This is a genomic window from Labilithrix luteola, assembly GCF_001263205.1.
GTDB classification, from domain to species: Bacteria; Myxococcota_A; Polyangia; order Polyangiales; family Polyangiaceae; genus Labilithrix; species Labilithrix luteola.
Window position 1 is genome coordinate 6,751,085 of sequence record NZ_CP012333.1, and the last position, 16,789, is coordinate 6,767,873.

The following is a 16,789-nucleotide window of genomic DNA, read 5'->3' on the forward strand; positions in this document are numbered from 1 at the left end:
TCAGCCGATCACGTGGACGCGAATCGAATTCGTGCTTCCGCTGACGCCGAGCGGCGCGCCGAACACGATGACCACGCGTTCGCCCGGGGAGGCGAGACCGTTGGCCATGAGATCGCCGGTGACCCAATCGACGAGAGCGTCGGTGTCTTTGAGCGAGGGCAGCTCACGCGGGATGACGCCCCAGAGCAGCGCCATGCGTCGCCGCGTCTGCGCGTTCGGCGAGAACGCGACGATGGGCATCGGCGGCCTCGCGAGGCTCACGTTCATCGCGCTCGAACCCGACTCGGTGAAGGCCACGAGGTACTTGGCGCCGATCTCGCGCGCCGTGTTTACCGCACCGCGCGCGATCGCTTCGGCCACGCTGGTGGCGCGCGTGGCATACGGCGCGGTCTCGAAGAACGGGCTCTTTTCCGCCTCGATGGCGATCGCGCTCATCATGCTGGTGGCGAGGTTGGGAAAGTCACCGTTGGCGGTCTCGCCGGAGAGCATGACGCAGTCGGCGCCGGCGAGAACCGCGTTGGCGACGTCGCTCGCTTCGGCGCGCGTCGGGCGCGTGCTCTTCGTCATCGACTGGAGCATCTCCGTCGCGACGATGACCGGCCTCCGCACGCGGCGCGCAACGAGCAGGATCTGGCGCTGGATGACCGGCACGCGCTCCGGCGGGAACTCGACGCCGAGGTCACCGCGCGCGACCATCACGGCATCGGAAGCCGCGACGACGCTCTCGAGGTTCTCGACGGCGTCGGGCGTCTCGATCTTCGCGACGATCGGCGTGGGCTTGCCCCACTCCTGGCAGATCTCGCGAACGAGGCGCAGGTCCTCGGCGCGGCGGACGAACGAGAGCGCCACGTAGTCGACGCCCATCGAAAGACCGAAGCCCAAGTCCTCCTTGTCCTTCTCGGTTAGCGCGGAGATGCGCAGCGTGCGCGTAGGAAGGTGCACGCCGACACGGCTGCGCATGCCGCCGCCTTGCGTGACCTTCACGCGGACCTTCGCCGCCTCGATGGCCGTGACGCCGAGCACGATGCGCCCGTCGTCGAACATGATGCGATCGCCGAGGCGAACGTCGGCTGCGAGCCCCTCGTAGGTGATGGGGATCGTCACCTCGTCACCGATGCCGTCGCCTTCGACGAGGGTGATCTCGGAGCCGGTCTTCAGCTCGAAGGGAGCGGTGAACTTTCCGGTGCGGATCTTGGGCCCGCAGAGATCTTGGAGGACGGCGATGGGCTTCTTCATCTCGGCGCTCGCCTGACGAAGTCGCGCGAGACGTGCGCCGTGTTCTTCGTGGGTGCCGTGCGAGAAGTTGAAGCGCGCGACGTCCATGCCCGCTGCGATCAGCTCCTTCAAACCTTCGACGGTGTCGCAGGCGGGGCCGAGCGTGCAGATGAGCTTCGAGCGACGAATGACCATTGTTTCTAGGGCAGAATCAAACAAGGAAGCGGGGTTGGCAAGCTCAGCGAACAACATCGATGCCGACTTGAGTTTTCGACCCCCCTGCCGTAAGTCATCGCCGCGTCGCGTCGGACCGCCGCTGCGACGCGCTCGGGGTCGCGTTCCGCGGGTTTCGAGCAACGCATCGAGCTTCGATTTTGTCTCTTCTAGCTCTCGCTCTGGATTGAGCACCAACCATGCCCGTTACGCGTCGTGCTGATGGAACCCTCGCGCTCGGTGGCGTCTCTCTCGCAGAGGTTGCCGCGGACTCTCGCGCCGGCACGCCCTCGTACGTCTACGACCTCGACGCCATCGCGAACGAAGCACGTGAGCTCCACGCCGCGTTCGAGGCTGCCCCGCACGTCGTGCACTACGCGGTGAAAGCCAATTCGGCGCCGACGATCATCCGCACCCTCGCTGCGGAGGGCTGCGGGGCCGACGTGGTGAGCGGAGCGGAGCTCGAGCTCGCCCATCGATGCGGGATCGACGCCGGACGCATCGTCTACAGTGGCGTTGCCAAGTCGGACGAAGAGCTCGACCTCGCCCTCGCGGTAGGCGCGAACGGCATCAAGGCAATCGTCGCCGAGAGCGTCGAAGAGCTCGCGCGCATCGCGGCACGAGCCACGGCCGCGTCGCGGGTGGCGTCGGTGTCCATTCGCATCAACCCCGGTGTGGACGCCGAGGCACTCGACACGCACAGCTACATCGCGACCGGTCACGACGACGCCAAGTTCGGCGTTGCGGTCAGCCGCATCGGCGATGCGCTCGACGTCATCGCGCGCTCACCGTCGCTTCGCCTCGTCGGTCTGAACGCGCACGTCGGCTCGCAGTTCACGACGCTCGATCCGTACCTGGCCGGCGCGAAGACGCTCTTCGGCCTCGCACGCGAGGTTCGTACGCGTTTTCCGCTCGCGTTCGTCGACTCCGGCGGAGGTTTCGGCATCGACTACGGCGACGGTTGTGCGGTCCGCCCTGCGGACTTCATCCGTGCCACGCGCGTCCTGCAGCGCGAGTTCGGTCTCGACGACCTCATGCTGGGCTGTGAGCCGGGGCGCGCGCTCGTGGCCGCGCACGGCGTGGTGCTCTCGCGGGTCATTCAGCGCAAGGCTGGGGCAGGGCAGCGGCGCTGGACGATCATCGATGCGGGCATGAACGATCTGCTCCGCCCTGCACTTTACCAGGCGCGCCATCGCATCGTGCCGGTGCACATGCCCAGCGGCGCGGTGAACGGGCCCTGGCGCGTCGTCGGTCCCGTTTGCGAGAGCTCGGACGACTTCGGCATGCACGACCTGCCGGAAGGCGAGGTCGACCTCGTCGCGATCCTCGATGCGGGCGCGTACGGCTACTCGATGGCGAGCCGCTACAACGGTCGCGCGCTCCCGGCGGAAGTCTTCGTGCGCGACGGAGCCATCGCGCAGGTCGTCTCGCGCAAGCCGCTCCTGGCCTGGGTCGAAGAGCGCCTCGCCGAAACAGCCTGACGCCCACGACTTGAGAGGAAGCGCCAGGTTTCTCGCACGGTGAGAGACCAAGACGCCTGTAGGTCTCCACGAGGCGAGCGGCGGGTTCTTCGTCGCGCTCTTGGCGCGACGCGCCGAAGGCGACCCGCCGCGGGCAGTCGGGGCGGGCAAAGGCCCCCGCGTGGCTGGCTATTCGCCGGCCTTCGCCTTGTCGACCTTCGACATGCGCGTCGAAGGCTTGCGATGCTGCCCCGACGACGCCGGCGGCGGCATCGAGCGCGCGCGCAGGATCTGGCCTTCGGCCACGACCTCGATGCCCACGGTTCGGCATCGGCGCACGAGCCGGTCCATGTCGACCTGCGGGCCCACGAGGAGTCCACCGAGCGGTGACGGCTCCAAGAAGAGCTCGGACGTCGAACGGCGCGTGCGAAGCAGCTCGCGGATGTTTGCGTCGTCGACCCAGAGGAAGCCGCTCGCCGCCGTGAAGGAACCGCGCCCGACGACGACGCTGGCTTGCGCGAGCGTGCGCGAGAGACCTTCGGGAAGGGGAGCGAGCGCCTCGATGCGCGTTCGGAGCGCATCGGCCTCGTAGCCTGCGGACAGGGCGCGCGCGAGCGTCTGGGGGGCGACGATGAGGTCGAGCGCCTCGGCCGCGCGCCCGAGATCGACGAAGCCGAAGAGCCCGAGAATCGCGCTGACCTTCGCGCTCGGTCCGAGGCGCAGAACGTGCGTGTCGAGGAACTTCGAATCGACCGCTTCGGGCGCCGGCACCTTGTCGGAGACGAGCGCGCGACCGCGCGGCGTGAGCCTCAGCGCGATCTGCGTACCGCCTTCTTCATCGTCGTCTTCCCCGAGATCGAGGATGCCGAGGGCCGGGAGGCTCTCGAGAACGACGCGACGCGCGACCTCCATCGGCTCGACTGCTTCCACCGATGCGCGCTCGGCCCAGCGGCGAAGCAGGCGCTCGACACCAGGAATGCGGTGATCGGTGCGGAGGTATCCTTCGAGGCTAGGCCACGGGATCCAGCGGCTCTCGCCGAGATCACGCAGCGCTTCGAGGACGAGATCGCGCACGACGCCGCTCGCACTCGAGTCGCGCTGTTCGGCGGGGAGGCGTAGGACTTCGGGCTCGGAGCGCGCTTCGTCCCACGCGCCGCCGCGCCGCCACGCCGAGAACAGGTGGCGAGCGAGATCGTGCAGTGCGAACGAGCCGGGCGGAGCGCTTGGGCTGATCGCCGACGCATCCCAAAGTCCGACGGCGCGCGAGAGCGCCACGAGCATCGCGACCTGGGACGGCTCTCGACCGAAGCGCGTGGCAAGCTTGGCCACGAGCGACTTCGGCGTACCGATGCCGGGGCGGAATTCGTTGCCGGGCTCACGCACGGCGAGGGCGAGCGCCATGGCGAACGGAGCCGGATCGAGCGAGAAGCGGGCGCGACGCGGGGCGTGGTCGCCCTCGAGCACGAACGTGCGGACCTGCTCGCGACGCGCTTCGCGTTCGGCGTTGCGGGTGGCACCGATGATTTGCGCCACTTCCGTCGGAACGACGTGGCGGTTCGGGTGCACGGGAATGAGCAGGCCGCGTCGTTCGAGCGAGAAGCCGACGCCGCGCCGTGAGGGGGTCGCCCCCGATGCGGTCCTCAACCGCAACGGCTCGCGCTCAAGCTCGAGAAGCTCTTCCGTATCCACCTCGCCGCCGAGCTGTTCGACGCCCTCCAAGACACGGAGTTCGGTCGGGGAGAGCTTCTCGATCTCGTCCTCGAGCTTCGACGTGTCGCCGAGGATGTCCCACGCGGCCTCCAAGGAGAGCGCGATGGGCGGCGTGGCCGGCCGACCCAGGTAATGGCCGGCGATGGCGCTGACGGTCTCGAAAGGGGCCTGCGCGAGCAGCGCGCGGATGCCTCGGGGATCTTCGCCCTCCCACGCTCGCAGCTGGACGAGGTAGGCGGCCGGCAAAAGGAGCTCGACCTGGCCCTTTCCGAGCGCGCGAGCGAAGACGATGCCTCGCTCGATGAGCGGCTGGAGCGACGGCGGCATGGCCGAGACGACGAGAGTGCCCCGAGCCTCCGCGATGCGATGCATGAGCTCGACACTCGCAGGCGGCAGGCGACCCGGATCGCGCAGATCAGGAAGCGCGACCAGCGCGCGGGCCACCTGCTGAGGTGGATCGAGACGTTTCGCCGGGTCGATGCGCATACCGAGCCGCGCGACGAGCGAGTTCAGCTCGGCGGGCGGAAGCGCCTTCAAAATGTCGACTAGGCGGAGCGGCAATTGCGGCTTGACCCCCACCATATCCCCCGGACTCTATCGCAATCGTGCAGCGATTGCACACGGCCGTTTGCTCGAAACGACGTCGGTGGGAGTGATGTGCTCGCGTGGCCGGTGAGGTGTTCACACCTGTCGCCTTACTTCTCCTTCTTCTTCACCTTCCTCATTCTTGCGCTCTCGAGTCGAGCCGACCGCGCGTGGGTCGGGCGAACCTTTCGAGCAGCCCTAGCGTGATATGGTGCCCGCGCATGGGTGTGCGTGCTTCACGAGCGATCTCATCGGCTTCTTCGGCCGATACGGAAGCGCCGTCCGGCTCGTCCTCGCGCGCATCGACCCGGACCTCGTCGTCGCGTTCATCGTCAGCATCAGTCGCGCCGCCGCGCGACGTGCAGCTCGTGTGGCCGGGGCGCCAGTGGCGGATGAAGGATGAGCCTGCGGAAGAGCTTGTCGCTCCGCAGGCGACCCCGATCGAACGAACTGGCGACGGCACCCACCGTCTCCTTCATGGGGATGCGCTTGACCTCGCCGCGCTGCTCGAGGCGGAAGGAACCGCGGGCAAGGTCGACCTCGTCTACGTCGATCCGCCGTTCGCCTCCGATCGCGACTACGTCGCGGAGGCACGACTCGATGGCCGCGCCGACGGTCGCGTGCTTCGGTCGCTTGCGTATGAAGACACCTGGTCGTCGCGCGACGGAGGCATCGGCGCGTACCTCGACATGCTCGCGCCCCGCCTCGACGCGCTCGTTCGTCTGCTCGGCTCGCGCGGCACGATCTGGGTGCACCTCGACTGGCGCGCGGCGTATCTCGTGCGCGCGATCCTCGACGAGATCATGGGACGCGACGCCTTCATGAACGAGATCGTCTGGCGGCGAGCGCCGAATCTCGGCCGACAAGCAACGAGTGGTCAGTTCGGGCGCACGCTCGACACGCTCGTCGTCTACGGAAAGAAAGACGCCGTTCTCACGCCGCCTACGCGCTTGGAGCCGATCGACGAAGGGTCGATCCGATGGGACGACCAAGGGCGTCCGTTCACCAGTGCTCCGCGCGGCGACTACACCGACGCATCGATCGCCAAGCTCGAAGCCGAAGGTCGTATCCATCGGACGCCGAGCGGTCGCGTCTACATCAAGTACTTCCTCGTGAAGAACGGCGAGGGCGTGTTGTGTCGTGAGCGACGGGTCGATGCCTTGTGGACCGACGTGGCTCCGCTCAGGCACGCCATCGCATCGGAGCGAACCGGTTATCCCACGCAGAAGCCCCGCGCTCTTCTCGAGCGCATCGTTGCGTGCTCCACGCCGCCGGGCGGCCTGGTCGTGGACGCATTCGGTGGAAGCGGTACCACGGCCGTTGCCGCGAATGCTCTGGGCCGTCGTGCAATTCTCTCCGATCGAAGCCCGATTGCAATCGCCACGCAGCGCTCTCGCCTCATGCGTGAAGGCGCGAGCGTTCGCATCGAGCGCGTCGTCACCACCGCTGCGCCGAAAGCGATCGCGGTGCGTGTGAACGCATCGACGGGCGAGGACGATCGCGTTCGCGTCGAGCTCCTCGAACCGGCCGAGCCTCTGGCGTGGTCGGTCGGCGAGCTCGACGAGGGCATCTTCACGACTCTTTGGCACTCCGAGCGAACGCCTGGCGCGCGTGCGATTCCCGCATCCCGTGAAGCGATCGTTGCCGGCGCGCACGATCGACACGGGCTAAAGGCTCGTGTCTGGGGAGACGACGGAGCCATGTCGACCATCGACGTATCCACCGGACGTGAGGTTGACGCATGATTCTTCGTGACGCCGTGCACGGCCTCGTCTCGTTCGAGTCGGAGGAGGAGAGGGTCGTTTCCCGCCTCATGGATACGCCGGAGGTTCAGCGTCTCCGTCGCATTCGGCAGCTGGGCGTCGCCTCGGCGGCCTTTCCGGGCGCGGAGCACACGCGCTTCTCGCATGCCATCGGTGCGGCGCACGTGATGAAACTCCTGCTGGCGCGTCTTCGTCAGATCCACGGCCAGCTTCCGTTCTGGCAGCAGGTCACGAGCGACCGTGCACAAGACGCGCTCGCCGCGGCGTTCCTCCACGACGTTGGGCATGGGCCGCTCTCGCATCTCTTCGAAGATGCCATCCCGGGCACTGCACATCACGAAGAGTGGACCGAGAAGATCGTTCTCGATCCGTCGACCGGCGTGAACGCGGTGCTGTCGAGCATCGATCCGCACATGCCGGAGCGCGTCGCGGCGCTCGTTCGTGGCGAACACCCGCTGCCCTATCTCGCGCGCGCAGTGAGCGGCACGCTCGACGTCGATCGTTGCGACTACCTCCTTCGCGACGCCCACTCGACGGGCGTTCGCTACGGCGTGTTCGATCTCGATTGGCTGTTCCGGAGCCTTCGTTTCGCGCCGAGCAAAGAGGGCGCAGCGCCGGGCCTCGCCATCGATGGCGCGAAAGGCCTTCCGGCCATCGAAGCGTTCATCCTCGCGCGCCTCTTCATGTTCCAGCAGGTGTACCTCCACAAGGCGACGCGCTCGGCCGAGTGGATGATCCGCAAGGTCCTCTCGCGCGCGAGCACGGTGATCGCGGAGGGCCAGCGTCTCGCCGGCACGCCGCGTGCGATCGAGATGGCCGCGCACGGCCAGCCTCCTTCGCTCGCCGACTACCTCGAGCTCGACGACGCCGTCCTCTCCGTCGCGATGCATGCCTGGGAGTCGGGGCCCGATCCGCTCCTGGCAGACCTCTCACGCCGCGTACGGTCTCGTGCGCTCTTCAAGACGTACGAGCTCTTCGGCGACCAAGCGCTCCCCGAAGGGCGCGAGCGCGCGCACGAAATGGCACGCGAGGTCGCGCGGACGATGGGCTTCGATCCGGATATCTACGTCGGCCTCGACGTCGCGACCGACTTCCCCTTCGGTTCGAAGAAGCACGCGCAGAAGAGTCCGGCCGTGGGGTCGATTCCTCCGCAATCCACCGTCGCCGAAGCGGAGCCTCTCACGGTCGTCTTTGCCAAAGGGCCCGCACGGCCCTTGAAAGACGTGTCCTTCATTCTCGGCCGCCTCGCCGGCCAGGAGCTCTCGCGCACGCGACTCATCTTCGCGCCCGAGCTCCGTGAGGAAATCACGCGCGTTCTCGGATCATGAAGCCTCGCTTCGCAGTCGCCCTCGCGTTCTCGTCTTCTCTTGCCTTCGCCGGCGCTGCCCGTGCGAGCGACGCCGAGGTCGATCCGAGTCATGGTCGCATCGAGGGGGACGTCGCGGCGGTCGGCGCAGCGGGGCTCACGTTTGGCCCGACCGCACCGCGCCTCGCCGGTGACGTGCGCTTTCGGTACCTCTCGACGGCTGGGCTCTTCGCCACGTACGAGGATGGCCCGGCGATCGGGTCGGCCTCGGATCCTCGAAGGGTTCTGGCCGTCGGCATCGAGCTCCGGCCCCTGTTTCTCGCGCGGTGGTTTCAGGGCCGCGAGACGGGCAACGCGTACTTCGATCTGACGCTCGACTCGTTTGCGCTCGAGCTGGGCGCCGTCTTCCTCCAGCCGGCGGGAGGCGATTTCGCCTCGAAACCGGGGCTGCAGGCGGGGCTCGGTCTCGAGCTTCCGATCTTTCCGAACGCAACGGGCCCCCTCGTGGGGGTGCACGGCGGCTGTCGTTGGAGCAACGACGCACTCGGGGGCGGGCCCATTCAGGGGCCGGTCGACCGCGCGCTGTACCTGATGTTGGTCGTCGGCTGGCAGCAGGTCTTCGGCGGGCACCTGGTCGACTTCGACGATCGCGCCCCGCGATGAGCGCACGCGAGCTCACGGCGTCGTCGCTCGTGAAGCTCGTTCGGGCCTCGCTCGCTCGACTCGATCTCGCGGAGCTCGTCGAGGAGCACCTGCCGGAGCAGGCGATGCCTCGGGTTCTCGCGATCGGAAAAGGCGCCGCGTCGATGGCGCGCGGTGCGATTGCGAAATGGGGAAGTGAGGTCGAACGATGTCTCGTTGTCGTTCCCGACGAGACTGACGTGCAAGCTCTGATCTCCGAAGCACGCCGCGCACGCGTGCTCGCGAACGTCACCCTCGTGCGTTCGGCGCATCCACTTCCCGACGCACGAAGCGTGAGAGCGGGGCGTCTCGCGCTGGCCCTCGCGGCCTCGGCGGCCGATGATTCCCGAGGGTTGCTCGTGCTGGTTTCGGGCGGGGCCTCGTCGCTCGTTTGTGCGCCCACAAATGGGATCTCGCTTCGGACGAAACGCGCCGTGGCGCGCGCGCTCCTCACGTCGGGGGTCACCGTGCAAGACATCAACGTCGTCCGCAAGCATCTCTCGCGGATCAAGGGGGGCGGTCTTCTGCGTGCTGCAGGTGCGAGCAACGTCCTCACGCTCGTGGCGAGCGACGTCGTTGGCGGCACTCTCTCCGACGTGGGCTCGGGGCCCAGCGTTCCCGATCCATCGTCGCTCACGGAGGCGCGCGCAATTCTCCGCCGCCACGCGCCCGCCTTTGCCAATCTTCCGTTGACGCGCACCGTGGGACCGACCGACTCGGCGGCGCGCCGCGCTCGCGCACACTTCGTGGCCTCGCCGGAGCGGCTCGCGCGTGTCGTTGCCGAATCGCTTCACGCGCGAGGGCTCGGTGTTCGTGTGCTTCCTCCTTCACAAGCGGGGGTGGAGGAGATGGCGCGAACGTACGTCCGGCTCGCCGAGCGCATGCGTCCTGGCACCGCCTTCGTGCGCGCCGCCGAGCCCTCGGTCACCGTGCCCAAGAGAGATGGCAGGGGAGGGCGTTCGACGCATCTCGCCGCGCTCGTCGGACGCGAGCTACACCGTCGCGCGCTCTTCCTCGCCTTCGCGACCGACGGTGTCGACGGCTCGAGCGGGACGTCCGGAGCCATCATCGACGGGCACTTCGCAGTGCGCGCGGGTGCTCGGGCGCTCGACGATGCGCTTGCCCGCTTCGACACGGGCAAGCTTCATCGTGCTGTGGAGACGGCCCTGCCCGAAGGTCCTTCGGGCCACAACCTCGCCGATCTGCACGTCCTGCTCGCTCGCGCGTGAGTCAGGGGGCGTGCTTCGGCTGAATCGCGCTCCAGACCTCGTTGGCGAGCGCGCAGTTGTTCACCTGGCGTCGCATGGCCGCACGAACTTCGGGATCGTGCACCGCCCTCTCGCCCGCGAAACGGAAGTCTGCTTCTCCGGTTCGTCGAAGGCGCACCAGCTCCTTGCCGGTCTTCAGGTTCATGATGTGGACGCGAGCGGGGTGAGGCACCTGCTGCAGCTCTTCGGACGTCACCGCGCCACCGTCGACCGTGTACTCGTTTGCTTCGGGCACGTCTTCGTCGAGGACGAGGAGATAGAACTGCGCGCGCTTCACGATGTCGATCGCGAGCGGGATCCCATCGCGCTTCGCCTTCTCGTACTGCTGCTCGAACACACGCAGGCGGATCGGATCGTCGGCGGCCTTGACCTCGTTCGCCCACGCGTCGCTGAGGACGCGTGTGGCGACGTAGGCCTGGCGCAGGTTCCACGGTTGATCAGGGGCGGTGCCCGCATCGGGCTCGCCACGGGCGAGCGCCACGTTCGTTTCGCGGAGAAGGCAGCCGGTGAAGGCGTCTTTCACCGAGTCTTGCGCGCGCTTGCGAAGCGTCTCGACGTCCTTCGCGTCGTCTTTGCGAAGGCGAAGGTAGATGCCGGGGGCGCTACGGAAGTCCCAGTTGGCCGCCTCCGGGTCGACCATGTCGCCCTTGTACGGATCGGCGGCGGCATCGAGCGTGAGCTTCTCGATCTTGTCGCGCAGGGGAGCCCACTCCGCGCCGACCGTCGTAACGGCGGCACGTTGCTGGGCGAGGAGATCGTCTTTTTGCTTCGAGAGCGAGCGATTCGAGGCAAACCACGCGATGACCACCGTCAAAAGCACAGCCCCGCCGGCAGCGAGCCAAGCGGGGCCTGTGAGTCGACCAGTCTTCGAACGCGCTCGTTCGGCGCGCGCTCCGTGGATTGCCTTGAGCCCGATCTCTCGCTTTTCGCGGTTATCGACCACGGGAGGCGTAGGAGAGTAGGGGCGTTGGGCAGGTCAGCGAATCACTCGCCGCCGCCACCATGACTGCCGCCGGACTTGGCAGCCGAGTTGACCATGAAGCTGACGTTCGGATAGCCGGAGAAGGCAGCCGTCTGGAAGACGCTCTTCACGACGACAGCCTGAACTTCCTGGTCGATCTGGAGAACGACGACGCCGGGGAAGTCCTTGCCGGGGTGAAGCTGCTTCCAAACTTCGCGCTTGCCCTTGAGGATGTTGAAGAGGTCGTCGATGCGCTGAAGGCGCTTGCTGTCCTCGATCGCGCGCGTGTTGCCGGCGGGGTTGCCGTCGACGAGGATCGCGCTGCCCGTGATGGCGACCATCGGGGCGTCGATCATGTCGAGCGTGTTCTCGGCTTCCGGCAGGCGGACGTTCTTGTTGAGCGGCGTCTCACCTGACGCGCTGAACGTCATGAGGAGGAAGACGACCGTAACGACGAGGAAGTCGATCATGCTGGTCAGCGACAGACCCGCCGCGACCGCGCGGCCACCGTGACCGGTGACCTTCTTCTGAACGAACTTCAGCGGGATGTGATGCAGCAGCCGCCGACCGGGCTCATGAATCGTCATGACGCTTCTTCCTCAGTTGACCGCGAACGTGACGTTGAAAGCGGGGACCTGCTCGGTCTTTCCACCCGCGGAGAATGCGCGGTGTGGCGCGTAGATCGCGTCAATCACACCGATGAGATAGACGTAGGGCGTCTCGTTGTCCGTGTGGAGAACGGCCTGGTCGAACTTCTTGTCCGAGGCGTCGCGGTGACCGCCGACGCTCTTCCACTCCTGTTCGATCTTCTGCGCGAGCTCCGGATACTTGATGCTCTTCGCACCACCGCGGACGACGAGGTTGTCCTTGCGGGGCACGTCCACGGTGCTGACGACCGTGCCGCCCTGCTTCCAGATCAGGACGAACTTGTCCGGAGAACGCATCTCGACATGGAGCTGCTTCTCGGGCTCGACCTTGTCGGGCTCGACCTCACGCGGCGGGCCGGGCACCTGGGCGTCCGCATTAATGCGGGCCATGTGCGACCAAACGGCCGTGATGAGGAGGAACGAGATGGTCACCATGAGGAGGTCGATGAACGGGATCATGTTGATCTCCGAGTCCAACGACTTTCGACCGCCTTTGCCGCCGCCGCCGACGTCTACGCCACCCATCTTCAATGCTCCGAATCGAAGGAGCGGGGCCCGCGTATTCGGCCGCGGAGCCCCGCTTCATCACATGGCTACTTCATTCGAACGCGGAGCGGGAGCGCTCCGCAGAGGGCCTTTTCAGGCCGCGACCGCCGAGAGGTTGACCTTCTGACGGTTGTTGACGACGAGGTTGAGCACCTGAACGCTCGCCTCGTTGATGTCGTCTTCGAGGCCCTGGGTCTTGCCGTTGAGAACGGCGAAGCCGATGAGCGCGATGAGGGCGACGATGAGACCGAACGCCGTGCAGTTCATCGCTTCCGAGATACCTTCGGCGAGGATGCGGGCCTTCTGGCTCGGGTCGACCGACTCACCGGAGACGGCGCCGAAGCTCGTGATGAGACCCGAGACGGTGCCGAGGAGGCCGGTGAGCATCGCGAGGTTCGCGAGGAGGGCGAGGTAGCCCGTGCGCTTGGCGAGCTTGGGGATCTCGCGGAGAGCGGCCTCATCCATCGCAGCCTGGACTTCTTCGTCGGCGCGGTTGACCTTGACGAGACCGGCCTGGACGATGCGGGCGAGGGGCGCGTTCGCCGCCGAGCACATCTTCACGGCCTTGGCGACATCACCAGCGAGGATGCACTTCTGCATCGTCGCGAGGAAGACGTCCTTGTTGATCGACGAGCCGTAGAGATAGAGCGCGCGCTCGATGATGATGCCGATCGCGATGATGCTCCAGAGGAGAATCACGCTCATCATCACGATGCCGCCTTCTTTGTAGTGCTTCCAGAGAGTAGCCATGTCTGCTCCGTTTCCTCCAGGTGACCGGTCCCGGACAGGCACCGGTCATCATCATCGTCGATTGCCACCCGCTTTGTTCTGGTTAGAACGCGGGGGGAAGTCTCCGTCCCGTCGCGATTCGTCTGCTCCCGCCTGGCCTGCGGCTCGTCTTCTTTCGTGTTCTCACGTACGTGAGTGACTCGAAATCGTTACGAGCTTGTTGCCGACCCTCTGTTCGTGACTCCTCGTGACCGGGCGCGGACGATATCGTCTCGCACGCGAAAGACGCAAGCCCTCCTGACGTGACTGCTTTCGGTGTTGCTATCTGCTCGCGTGCGTTTGGGCGCATCTGACCTCGGCCGTCGCACAGCTCGACCGCTCGAAGCTTCGGGAACCCTCACTCCTTCTACGCTCCTCCTTAGAGGTGCTCGCGAGGAGAACCTTGGGAGGATCGTTTCGCCATCCGTCTGCGTGTGACCCGCTTGGGCGAACCCGCGCGGTCTGATCTCTGATTCTCGGATGCGGACCCAGAATCTCGGATCGGTGAAGACGGTGACGAAGCGACGACGCGAACAGAAGAAGAGAGGGAGACCGAATGCCTCGGGCGCTGGAGCCAAGCGAAGACCGCCGTCTCGCGCGAGCGGAAGTCTGACGGGTGAGACCAATCTCCGTCAATAGATTTGGGTCCTGAAATCAGGTTCGTGCGTCGCTAAAGTTTTGCAGTGTCGCGCGGTTAACGAATATTGCAGTGACACGGTAATGACTGGATTCCAGGTTTTGGTCGAATTCTGGACGTCCGCTCGATCGAGCCCGGGCAAAGCGGGGGTGAGGTCTCGAGGACGCAGCCCGGACACTGCACCGTCCACCCCTTCGATCAGGCACCGAAGTCATTCGAAGCGGGCGGTTTTCAAGGCGTGGAACGGAGGTGCGAGGACGCTTCTGCTTCCCGATGTCCCGTCGTTGACTTCGTCGGAACAGGGAAGCTATCGTGCTGCGAGCAGTTCGTTACGCTCGCAAATTCAGCGTTTTTCTACTTCTTAACGCGGTGCATGAGCGGGCGAGCCGCGCAACCGCGCAAGCGTTCGAGCAAGGGATAGAAAGGAGCATCGGGGATGTTCGTGGCTCTTCTGAGCAGCCTGGAAGGCGCAGCTCCGGCAGCTTCAGGTGGTGGTGGTGCGGGTGGCTTCATGGAAGCCTTCAAGGAGAACCCCACCTTCCTTGCAATCAACCTCGTCGTCAGTGCGATCGTCATCGCCCTCATCGTCGAGCGTGCGTCGTTTCAGCTCGGGAAGTACCGCGTGAACTCGAAGGAGTTCTTCGCCCAGATCAAGAAGCTCGTGACCGCCGGCAACATCGACCGCGCGATCAAGCTTTGCGACGCTGGTGACTACCCCACGTTGCAGCTCGTGAAGGCGGGGCTCACGCACGCCAACAAGGGCCCCGACGAGATCGACGCCGCGATGAGCGAAAAGATGGGCGAGCTCAAGCCCGCCGTCGAGAAGCGCATTGGTTCGCTCTGGTCGCTCGCGAACATCGCCACGCTCGTCGGTCTTCTCGGAACCGTTCTCGGTCTGATTCACACGTTCGGCGCCGTCTCGGCTCCGGGCCTGTCGGCGGCCGATCGTCAGCGCATCCTCGCGAACGGTATCGCCGAAGCCATGTACAACACGGCGCTCGGTCTCGGCATCGCCGTCACGTGCATGATCGCGCACCTGATCCTGCACCAGCGTTCGAAGACGATTCAGCACGATCTCGACGCCACGCAGGAGCGCGTGTTCAACCTCCTCACGATCCAGACGCGTCCGGGCGGCTACTGACGCGCGGGAGCCAAAGGGCGAAAATCGTGGCCGAGGAAAAACTCAGCGCGCAGCAGCGGAGCAAGATCCGCCGACTTTCGGCGCCGAAGGAACTCGCGCCGGACGAGGAAGGCGGCGAGCTCAACATCGTTCCGTTCCTCGACATCATCACCAACGTGCTGATGTTCGTTCTCGCGACCGTCAGCGTGACCTTCACGGCAACGATCGACACGTACCCGCCCCGCGCGGGTGGTGCCGGCAGTCGTGCGCCGCAGACGCCCACGCTCGGTTTGACGGTCTTCGTCGTGCCTGATGGCTTCAGCCTCAAGGCGCGCGGCGGCAACGTCGCTCCGGGCTGCAACGACACGGGCCCCGGCATCGCCATTCCGAAGGCGGCGGGCGAGGGCGGAAAGCTCGATTACGACTACAAGAGCCTGAAGGCGTGCGCGGCGAAGTTGAAGGGTGCCGCGCCCGAGTTCAAGGACGAGATGGGCGTGACGGTGACGGCCAACCCGACCATCCCGCTCCAGACGATCATCGGCACGATGGATGCCGTCCGGAAGAACGACCAGGGGGACGATATGTTCCCGGATGTGTCGTTCGGTGTCGCGAGGTAAAGCCTCATGGCCAACGTCCCTCCGCAGAATCCAGCCGAAAACCCGCCCGCTCCTGCCGGCGGTGCGCAGCCGCCCGCCGCTCGTCAGAAGCCGGCGAGCATGGCGAAATACAAGCGTGAGCTCCGTCGCGCCATCCGCAAGAACGCGGGCGAGGCGGAGATCAACTTCCTCAACATCACGGCGATGATGGACATGATGACCATCATCCTCGTGTTCTTGCTGAAGAGCATGAGCGCGTCGTCCGCGTCGATCCCCCAGTCGGCGGACCTCACGATGCCGAAGAGCGTGCTCACGACCGAAGCCTCGCAAGAAGGCGTCGCGGTCCTGATCTCACGCAGCCAGATCGTCGTCGACGAGAACATCGTCGCGCCCGTTCCCGCGGATGCAAGCCTCGGCGTCGAGGCGAAGTACAAGCGAAGCGGCGCGAACGACATGTACATCGTTCCGCTCGCCAACGCGCTCCAGAGCTGGCGCGAACGCGACCGCCAGGTTCGCCTCGCCACCGGCAAGGACCCGAGCGCCAGCGAAGCGATCATCATCGCCGACAAGGACACGCCCTACCGTCTGCTCGTGGAGATCCTCTTCACGCTCGGCCAGAGCGAGTTCGCGAAGTTCCACATCATGGTCCTGCAGGGCTCGGGAAAGTAGGGCGAGCCGGCTCTTCTCCAAGAGCCAGCCGCTCGCAAAACCAGACCCGTCATCCGCGTTGGTTCGCAGAGTGTGACGCGCCCTCATCCCCCGGCCCCTTCTCCCTAGCGGAGAAGGGGTTCGGTCATTGGGGGACGCACGTGAGGCCGCTGAAGCAGCATTGGCCGGTCGCGCAGGGGCAGGGGACCGGCGGATCGACTTTCGAGGCCTCATAGACGTAGAGCGCCGCGAGGATCGGATTGCTCATGTCACACATGCCCGCGGTGCCTCCGCTCGAGCTGCTCGATGAGCTGCTCGACGACGAACTGCTCGACGACGAAGCGTCGGCAGGCGGGCCAGCGTCTTTCGGGGGCGTCGTCGAGGTCGGGGCGGGCGTGGTCGACGTGCTGCTCGGAGCCGAGGCGGGCGGGAGCTTCGTCGAGCTTTCCTCGGCGGGCTCCGTCGGGCTCTGAGCTTCCGTCGGCATCTCGTCGGTCGGCGAGGTGGCGCAGGCTACGACGAGCGCCATCAAGGAAGCGGCCAACGCAGACGCGAGCGGAGCATATCGCATGGTCGCGTACACTAGCGTCGAGCTCGAAGCCCTGCCCGTGAGCGCCCCAATCGAGACGCGTGCGTGACACGCACTTGCCATCGTTTCAGGTAAG

Annotated in this window: 17 protein-coding genes; 10 read left to right on the forward strand and 7 right to left on the reverse strand. The window is 66.2% G+C overall.

All coding sequences use genetic code 11. From position 1 onward, the window contains the following. On the reverse strand, positions 1-1,410 hold the full coding sequence (pyk, locus tag AKJ09_RS29325; protein ID WP_146651167.1) for a pyruvate kinase: 1,410 nt from the start codon (positions 1,408-1,410) through the stop codon (positions 1-3). Between the two features lie 218 nt (positions 1,411-1,628). Here pyk and lysA point away from each other — a divergent pair, with 218 nt between their 5' ends. Continuing rightward, positions 1,629-2,909 (forward strand): diaminopimelate decarboxylase, encoded by a 1,281-nt coding sequence (lysA, locus tag AKJ09_RS29330; protein WP_146651168.1) that lies wholly within the window; start codon positions 1,629-1,631, stop codon positions 2,907-2,909. A gap of 168 nt (positions 2,910-3,077) precedes the next feature. Here lysA and AKJ09_RS29335 read toward each other — a convergent pair whose 3' ends face one another. Then, positions 3,078-5,180, reverse strand: coding sequence for a hypothetical protein (locus AKJ09_RS29335; protein WP_146651169.1), 2,103 nt, complete (start codon positions 5,178-5,180; stop codon positions 3,078-3,080). 211 nt (positions 5,181-5,391) lie between these two features. Between AKJ09_RS29335 and AKJ09_RS53395 the strand changes: the two genes are divergently transcribed. The 5 genes from AKJ09_RS53395 to AKJ09_RS29355 are packed head-to-tail and all read left to right on the forward strand — an operon-like array spanning position 5,392 to position 10,162. Then, positions 5,392-5,586 carry a hypothetical protein gene (locus tag AKJ09_RS53395; RefSeq protein ID WP_169927966.1) on the forward strand — a complete coding sequence of 65 codons (195 nt, stop codon included), beginning with the start codon at positions 5,392-5,394 and terminating at the stop codon, positions 5,584-5,586. After that, a complete protein-coding gene (locus tag AKJ09_RS29340) occupies positions 5,576-6,928 on the forward strand; it encodes a DNA methyltransferase (protein ID WP_169927967.1) in 1,353 nt (450 codons plus the stop codon). The genes AKJ09_RS53395 and AKJ09_RS29340 overlap by 11 nt, the downstream gene beginning before the upstream one ends. After that, entirely contained in the window at positions 6,925-8,274 is a 1,350-nt protein-coding gene (locus AKJ09_RS29345; RefSeq protein ID WP_146651171.1) for an HD domain-containing protein, read from the forward strand. The genes AKJ09_RS29340 and AKJ09_RS29345 overlap by 4 nt, the downstream gene beginning before the upstream one ends. Next, complete coding sequence (locus AKJ09_RS29350) at positions 8,271-8,915, forward strand: hypothetical protein (RefSeq protein WP_146651172.1); 645 nt, start codon at positions 8,271-8,273, stop codon at positions 8,913-8,915. The genes AKJ09_RS29345 and AKJ09_RS29350 overlap by 4 nt, the downstream gene beginning before the upstream one ends. After that, entirely contained in the window at positions 8,912-10,162 is a 1,251-nt protein-coding gene (locus AKJ09_RS29355) for a DUF4147 domain-containing protein (protein ID WP_146651173.1), read from the forward strand. Before AKJ09_RS29350 ends, AKJ09_RS29355 begins: the two co-directional genes overlap by 4 nt. Before the next feature lies 1 nt (position 10,163). On the opposite strand, the gene AKJ09_RS29360 is transcribed toward AKJ09_RS29355, so the two are convergent. From AKJ09_RS29360 to AKJ09_RS29375, 4 genes are all read right to left on the reverse strand, one after another. After that, positions 10,164-11,009, reverse strand: coding sequence for a hypothetical protein (locus AKJ09_RS29360; RefSeq protein WP_146651174.1), 846 nt, complete (start codon positions 11,007-11,009; stop codon positions 10,164-10,166). A 176-nt stretch (positions 11,010-11,185) separates the two neighbouring features. Then, entirely contained in the window at positions 11,186-11,749 is a 564-nt protein-coding gene (locus AKJ09_RS29365; RefSeq protein ID WP_146651175.1) for an ExbD/TolR family protein, read from the reverse strand. Between the two features lie 12 nt (positions 11,750-11,761). Then, complete coding sequence (locus tag AKJ09_RS29370; RefSeq protein WP_146651176.1) at positions 11,762-12,334, reverse strand: ExbD/TolR family protein; 573 nt, start codon at positions 12,332-12,334, stop codon at positions 11,762-11,764. Between the two features lie 114 nt (positions 12,335-12,448). Beyond that, positions 12,449-13,105, reverse strand: coding sequence for a MotA/TolQ/ExbB proton channel family protein (locus tag AKJ09_RS29375; protein WP_146651177.1), 657 nt, complete (start codon positions 13,103-13,105; stop codon positions 12,449-12,451). A 1,091-nt stretch (positions 13,106-14,196) separates the two neighbouring features. Here AKJ09_RS29375 and AKJ09_RS29380 point away from each other — a divergent pair. From AKJ09_RS29380 to AKJ09_RS29390, 3 genes are read left to right on the forward strand one after another with little or no spacing between them, the layout of a single operon-like run. Next, positions 14,197-14,901 (forward strand): MotA/TolQ/ExbB proton channel family protein, encoded by a 705-nt coding sequence (locus tag AKJ09_RS29380; RefSeq protein WP_146651178.1) that lies wholly within the window; start codon positions 14,197-14,199, stop codon positions 14,899-14,901. 26 nt (positions 14,902-14,927) lie between these two features. Continuing rightward, positions 14,928-15,497 (forward strand): ExbD/TolR family protein, encoded by a 570-nt coding sequence (locus AKJ09_RS29385; RefSeq protein WP_146651179.1) that lies wholly within the window; start codon positions 14,928-14,930, stop codon positions 15,495-15,497. Positions 15,498-15,503: 6 nt separating this feature from the next. After that, the gene (locus AKJ09_RS29390; protein WP_146651180.1) at positions 15,504-16,145 is read left to right on the forward strand and encodes an ExbD/TolR family protein; all 642 of its coding nucleotides are present in this window, start codon (positions 15,504-15,506) and stop codon (positions 16,143-16,145) included. A 124-nt stretch (positions 16,146-16,269) separates the two neighbouring features. Here AKJ09_RS29390 and AKJ09_RS55645 read toward each other — a convergent pair whose 3' ends face one another. Beyond that, positions 16,270-16,392 (reverse strand): hypothetical protein, encoded by a 123-nt coding sequence (locus tag AKJ09_RS55645; RefSeq protein ID WP_275936653.1) that lies wholly within the window; start codon positions 16,390-16,392, stop codon positions 16,270-16,272. On the opposite strand from AKJ09_RS55645, the gene AKJ09_RS29395 reads away from it, so the two are divergent. Continuing rightward, positions 16,391-16,597 carry a hypothetical protein gene (locus AKJ09_RS29395; RefSeq protein ID WP_146651181.1) on the forward strand — a complete coding sequence of 69 codons (207 nt, stop codon included), beginning with the start codon at positions 16,391-16,393 and terminating at the stop codon, positions 16,595-16,597. The two genes, AKJ09_RS55645 and AKJ09_RS29395, sit on opposite strands and share 2 nt — an antisense overlap. The last annotated feature ends 192 nt before the right edge of the window (positions 16,598-16,789 follow it).

What these genes read in the sequence shown, in the direction of transcription:
- pyk (WP_146651167.1), bottom strand. Translation starts at nt 1,410, where the DNA reads ATGGTCATTCGTCGCTCGAAGCTCATCTGCACGCTCGGCCCCGCCTGC.
- lysA (WP_146651168.1), top strand. Translation starts at nt 1,629, where the DNA reads ATGCCCGTTACGCGTCGTGCTGATGGAACCCTCGCGCTCGGTGGCGTC.
- AKJ09_RS29335 (WP_146651169.1), bottom strand. Translation starts at nt 5,180, where the DNA reads ATGGTGGGGGTCAAGCCGCAATTGCCGCTCCGCCTAGTCGACATTTTG.
- AKJ09_RS53395 (WP_169927966.1), top strand. Translation starts at nt 5,392, where the DNA reads ATGGTGCCCGCGCATGGGTGTGCGTGCTTCACGAGCGATCTCATCGGC.
- AKJ09_RS29340 (WP_169927967.1), top strand. Translation starts at nt 5,576, where the DNA reads ATGAAGGATGAGCCTGCGGAAGAGCTTGTCGCTCCGCAGGCGACCCCG.
- AKJ09_RS29345 (WP_146651171.1), top strand. Translation starts at nt 6,925, where the DNA reads ATGATTCTTCGTGACGCCGTGCACGGCCTCGTCTCGTTCGAGTCGGAG.
- AKJ09_RS29350 (WP_146651172.1), top strand. Translation starts at nt 8,271, where the DNA reads ATGAAGCCTCGCTTCGCAGTCGCCCTCGCGTTCTCGTCTTCTCTTGCC.
- AKJ09_RS29355 (WP_146651173.1), top strand. Translation starts at nt 8,912, where the DNA reads ATGAGCGCACGCGAGCTCACGGCGTCGTCGCTCGTGAAGCTCGTTCGG.
- AKJ09_RS29365 (WP_146651175.1), bottom strand. Translation starts at nt 11,749, where the DNA reads ATGACGATTCATGAGCCCGGTCGGCGGCTGCTGCATCACATCCCGCTG.
- AKJ09_RS29370 (WP_146651176.1), bottom strand. Translation starts at nt 12,334, where the DNA reads ATGGGTGGCGTAGACGTCGGCGGCGGCGGCAAAGGCGGTCGAAAGTCG.
- AKJ09_RS29375 (WP_146651177.1), bottom strand. Translation starts at nt 13,105, where the DNA reads ATGGCTACTCTCTGGAAGCACTACAAAGAAGGCGGCATCGTGATGATG.
- AKJ09_RS29380 (WP_146651178.1), top strand. Translation starts at nt 14,197, where the DNA reads ATGTTCGTGGCTCTTCTGAGCAGCCTGGAAGGCGCAGCTCCGGCAGCT.
- AKJ09_RS29390 (WP_146651180.1), top strand. Translation starts at nt 15,504, where the DNA reads ATGGCCAACGTCCCTCCGCAGAATCCAGCCGAAAACCCGCCCGCTCCT.
- AKJ09_RS29395 (WP_146651181.1), top strand. Translation starts at nt 16,391, where the DNA reads ATGTCACACATGCCCGCGGTGCCTCCGCTCGAGCTGCTCGATGAGCTG.
- AKJ09_RS55645 (WP_275936653.1), bottom strand. Translation starts at nt 16,392, where the DNA reads ATGAGCAATCCGATCCTCGCGGCGCTCTACGTCTATGAGGCCTCGAAA.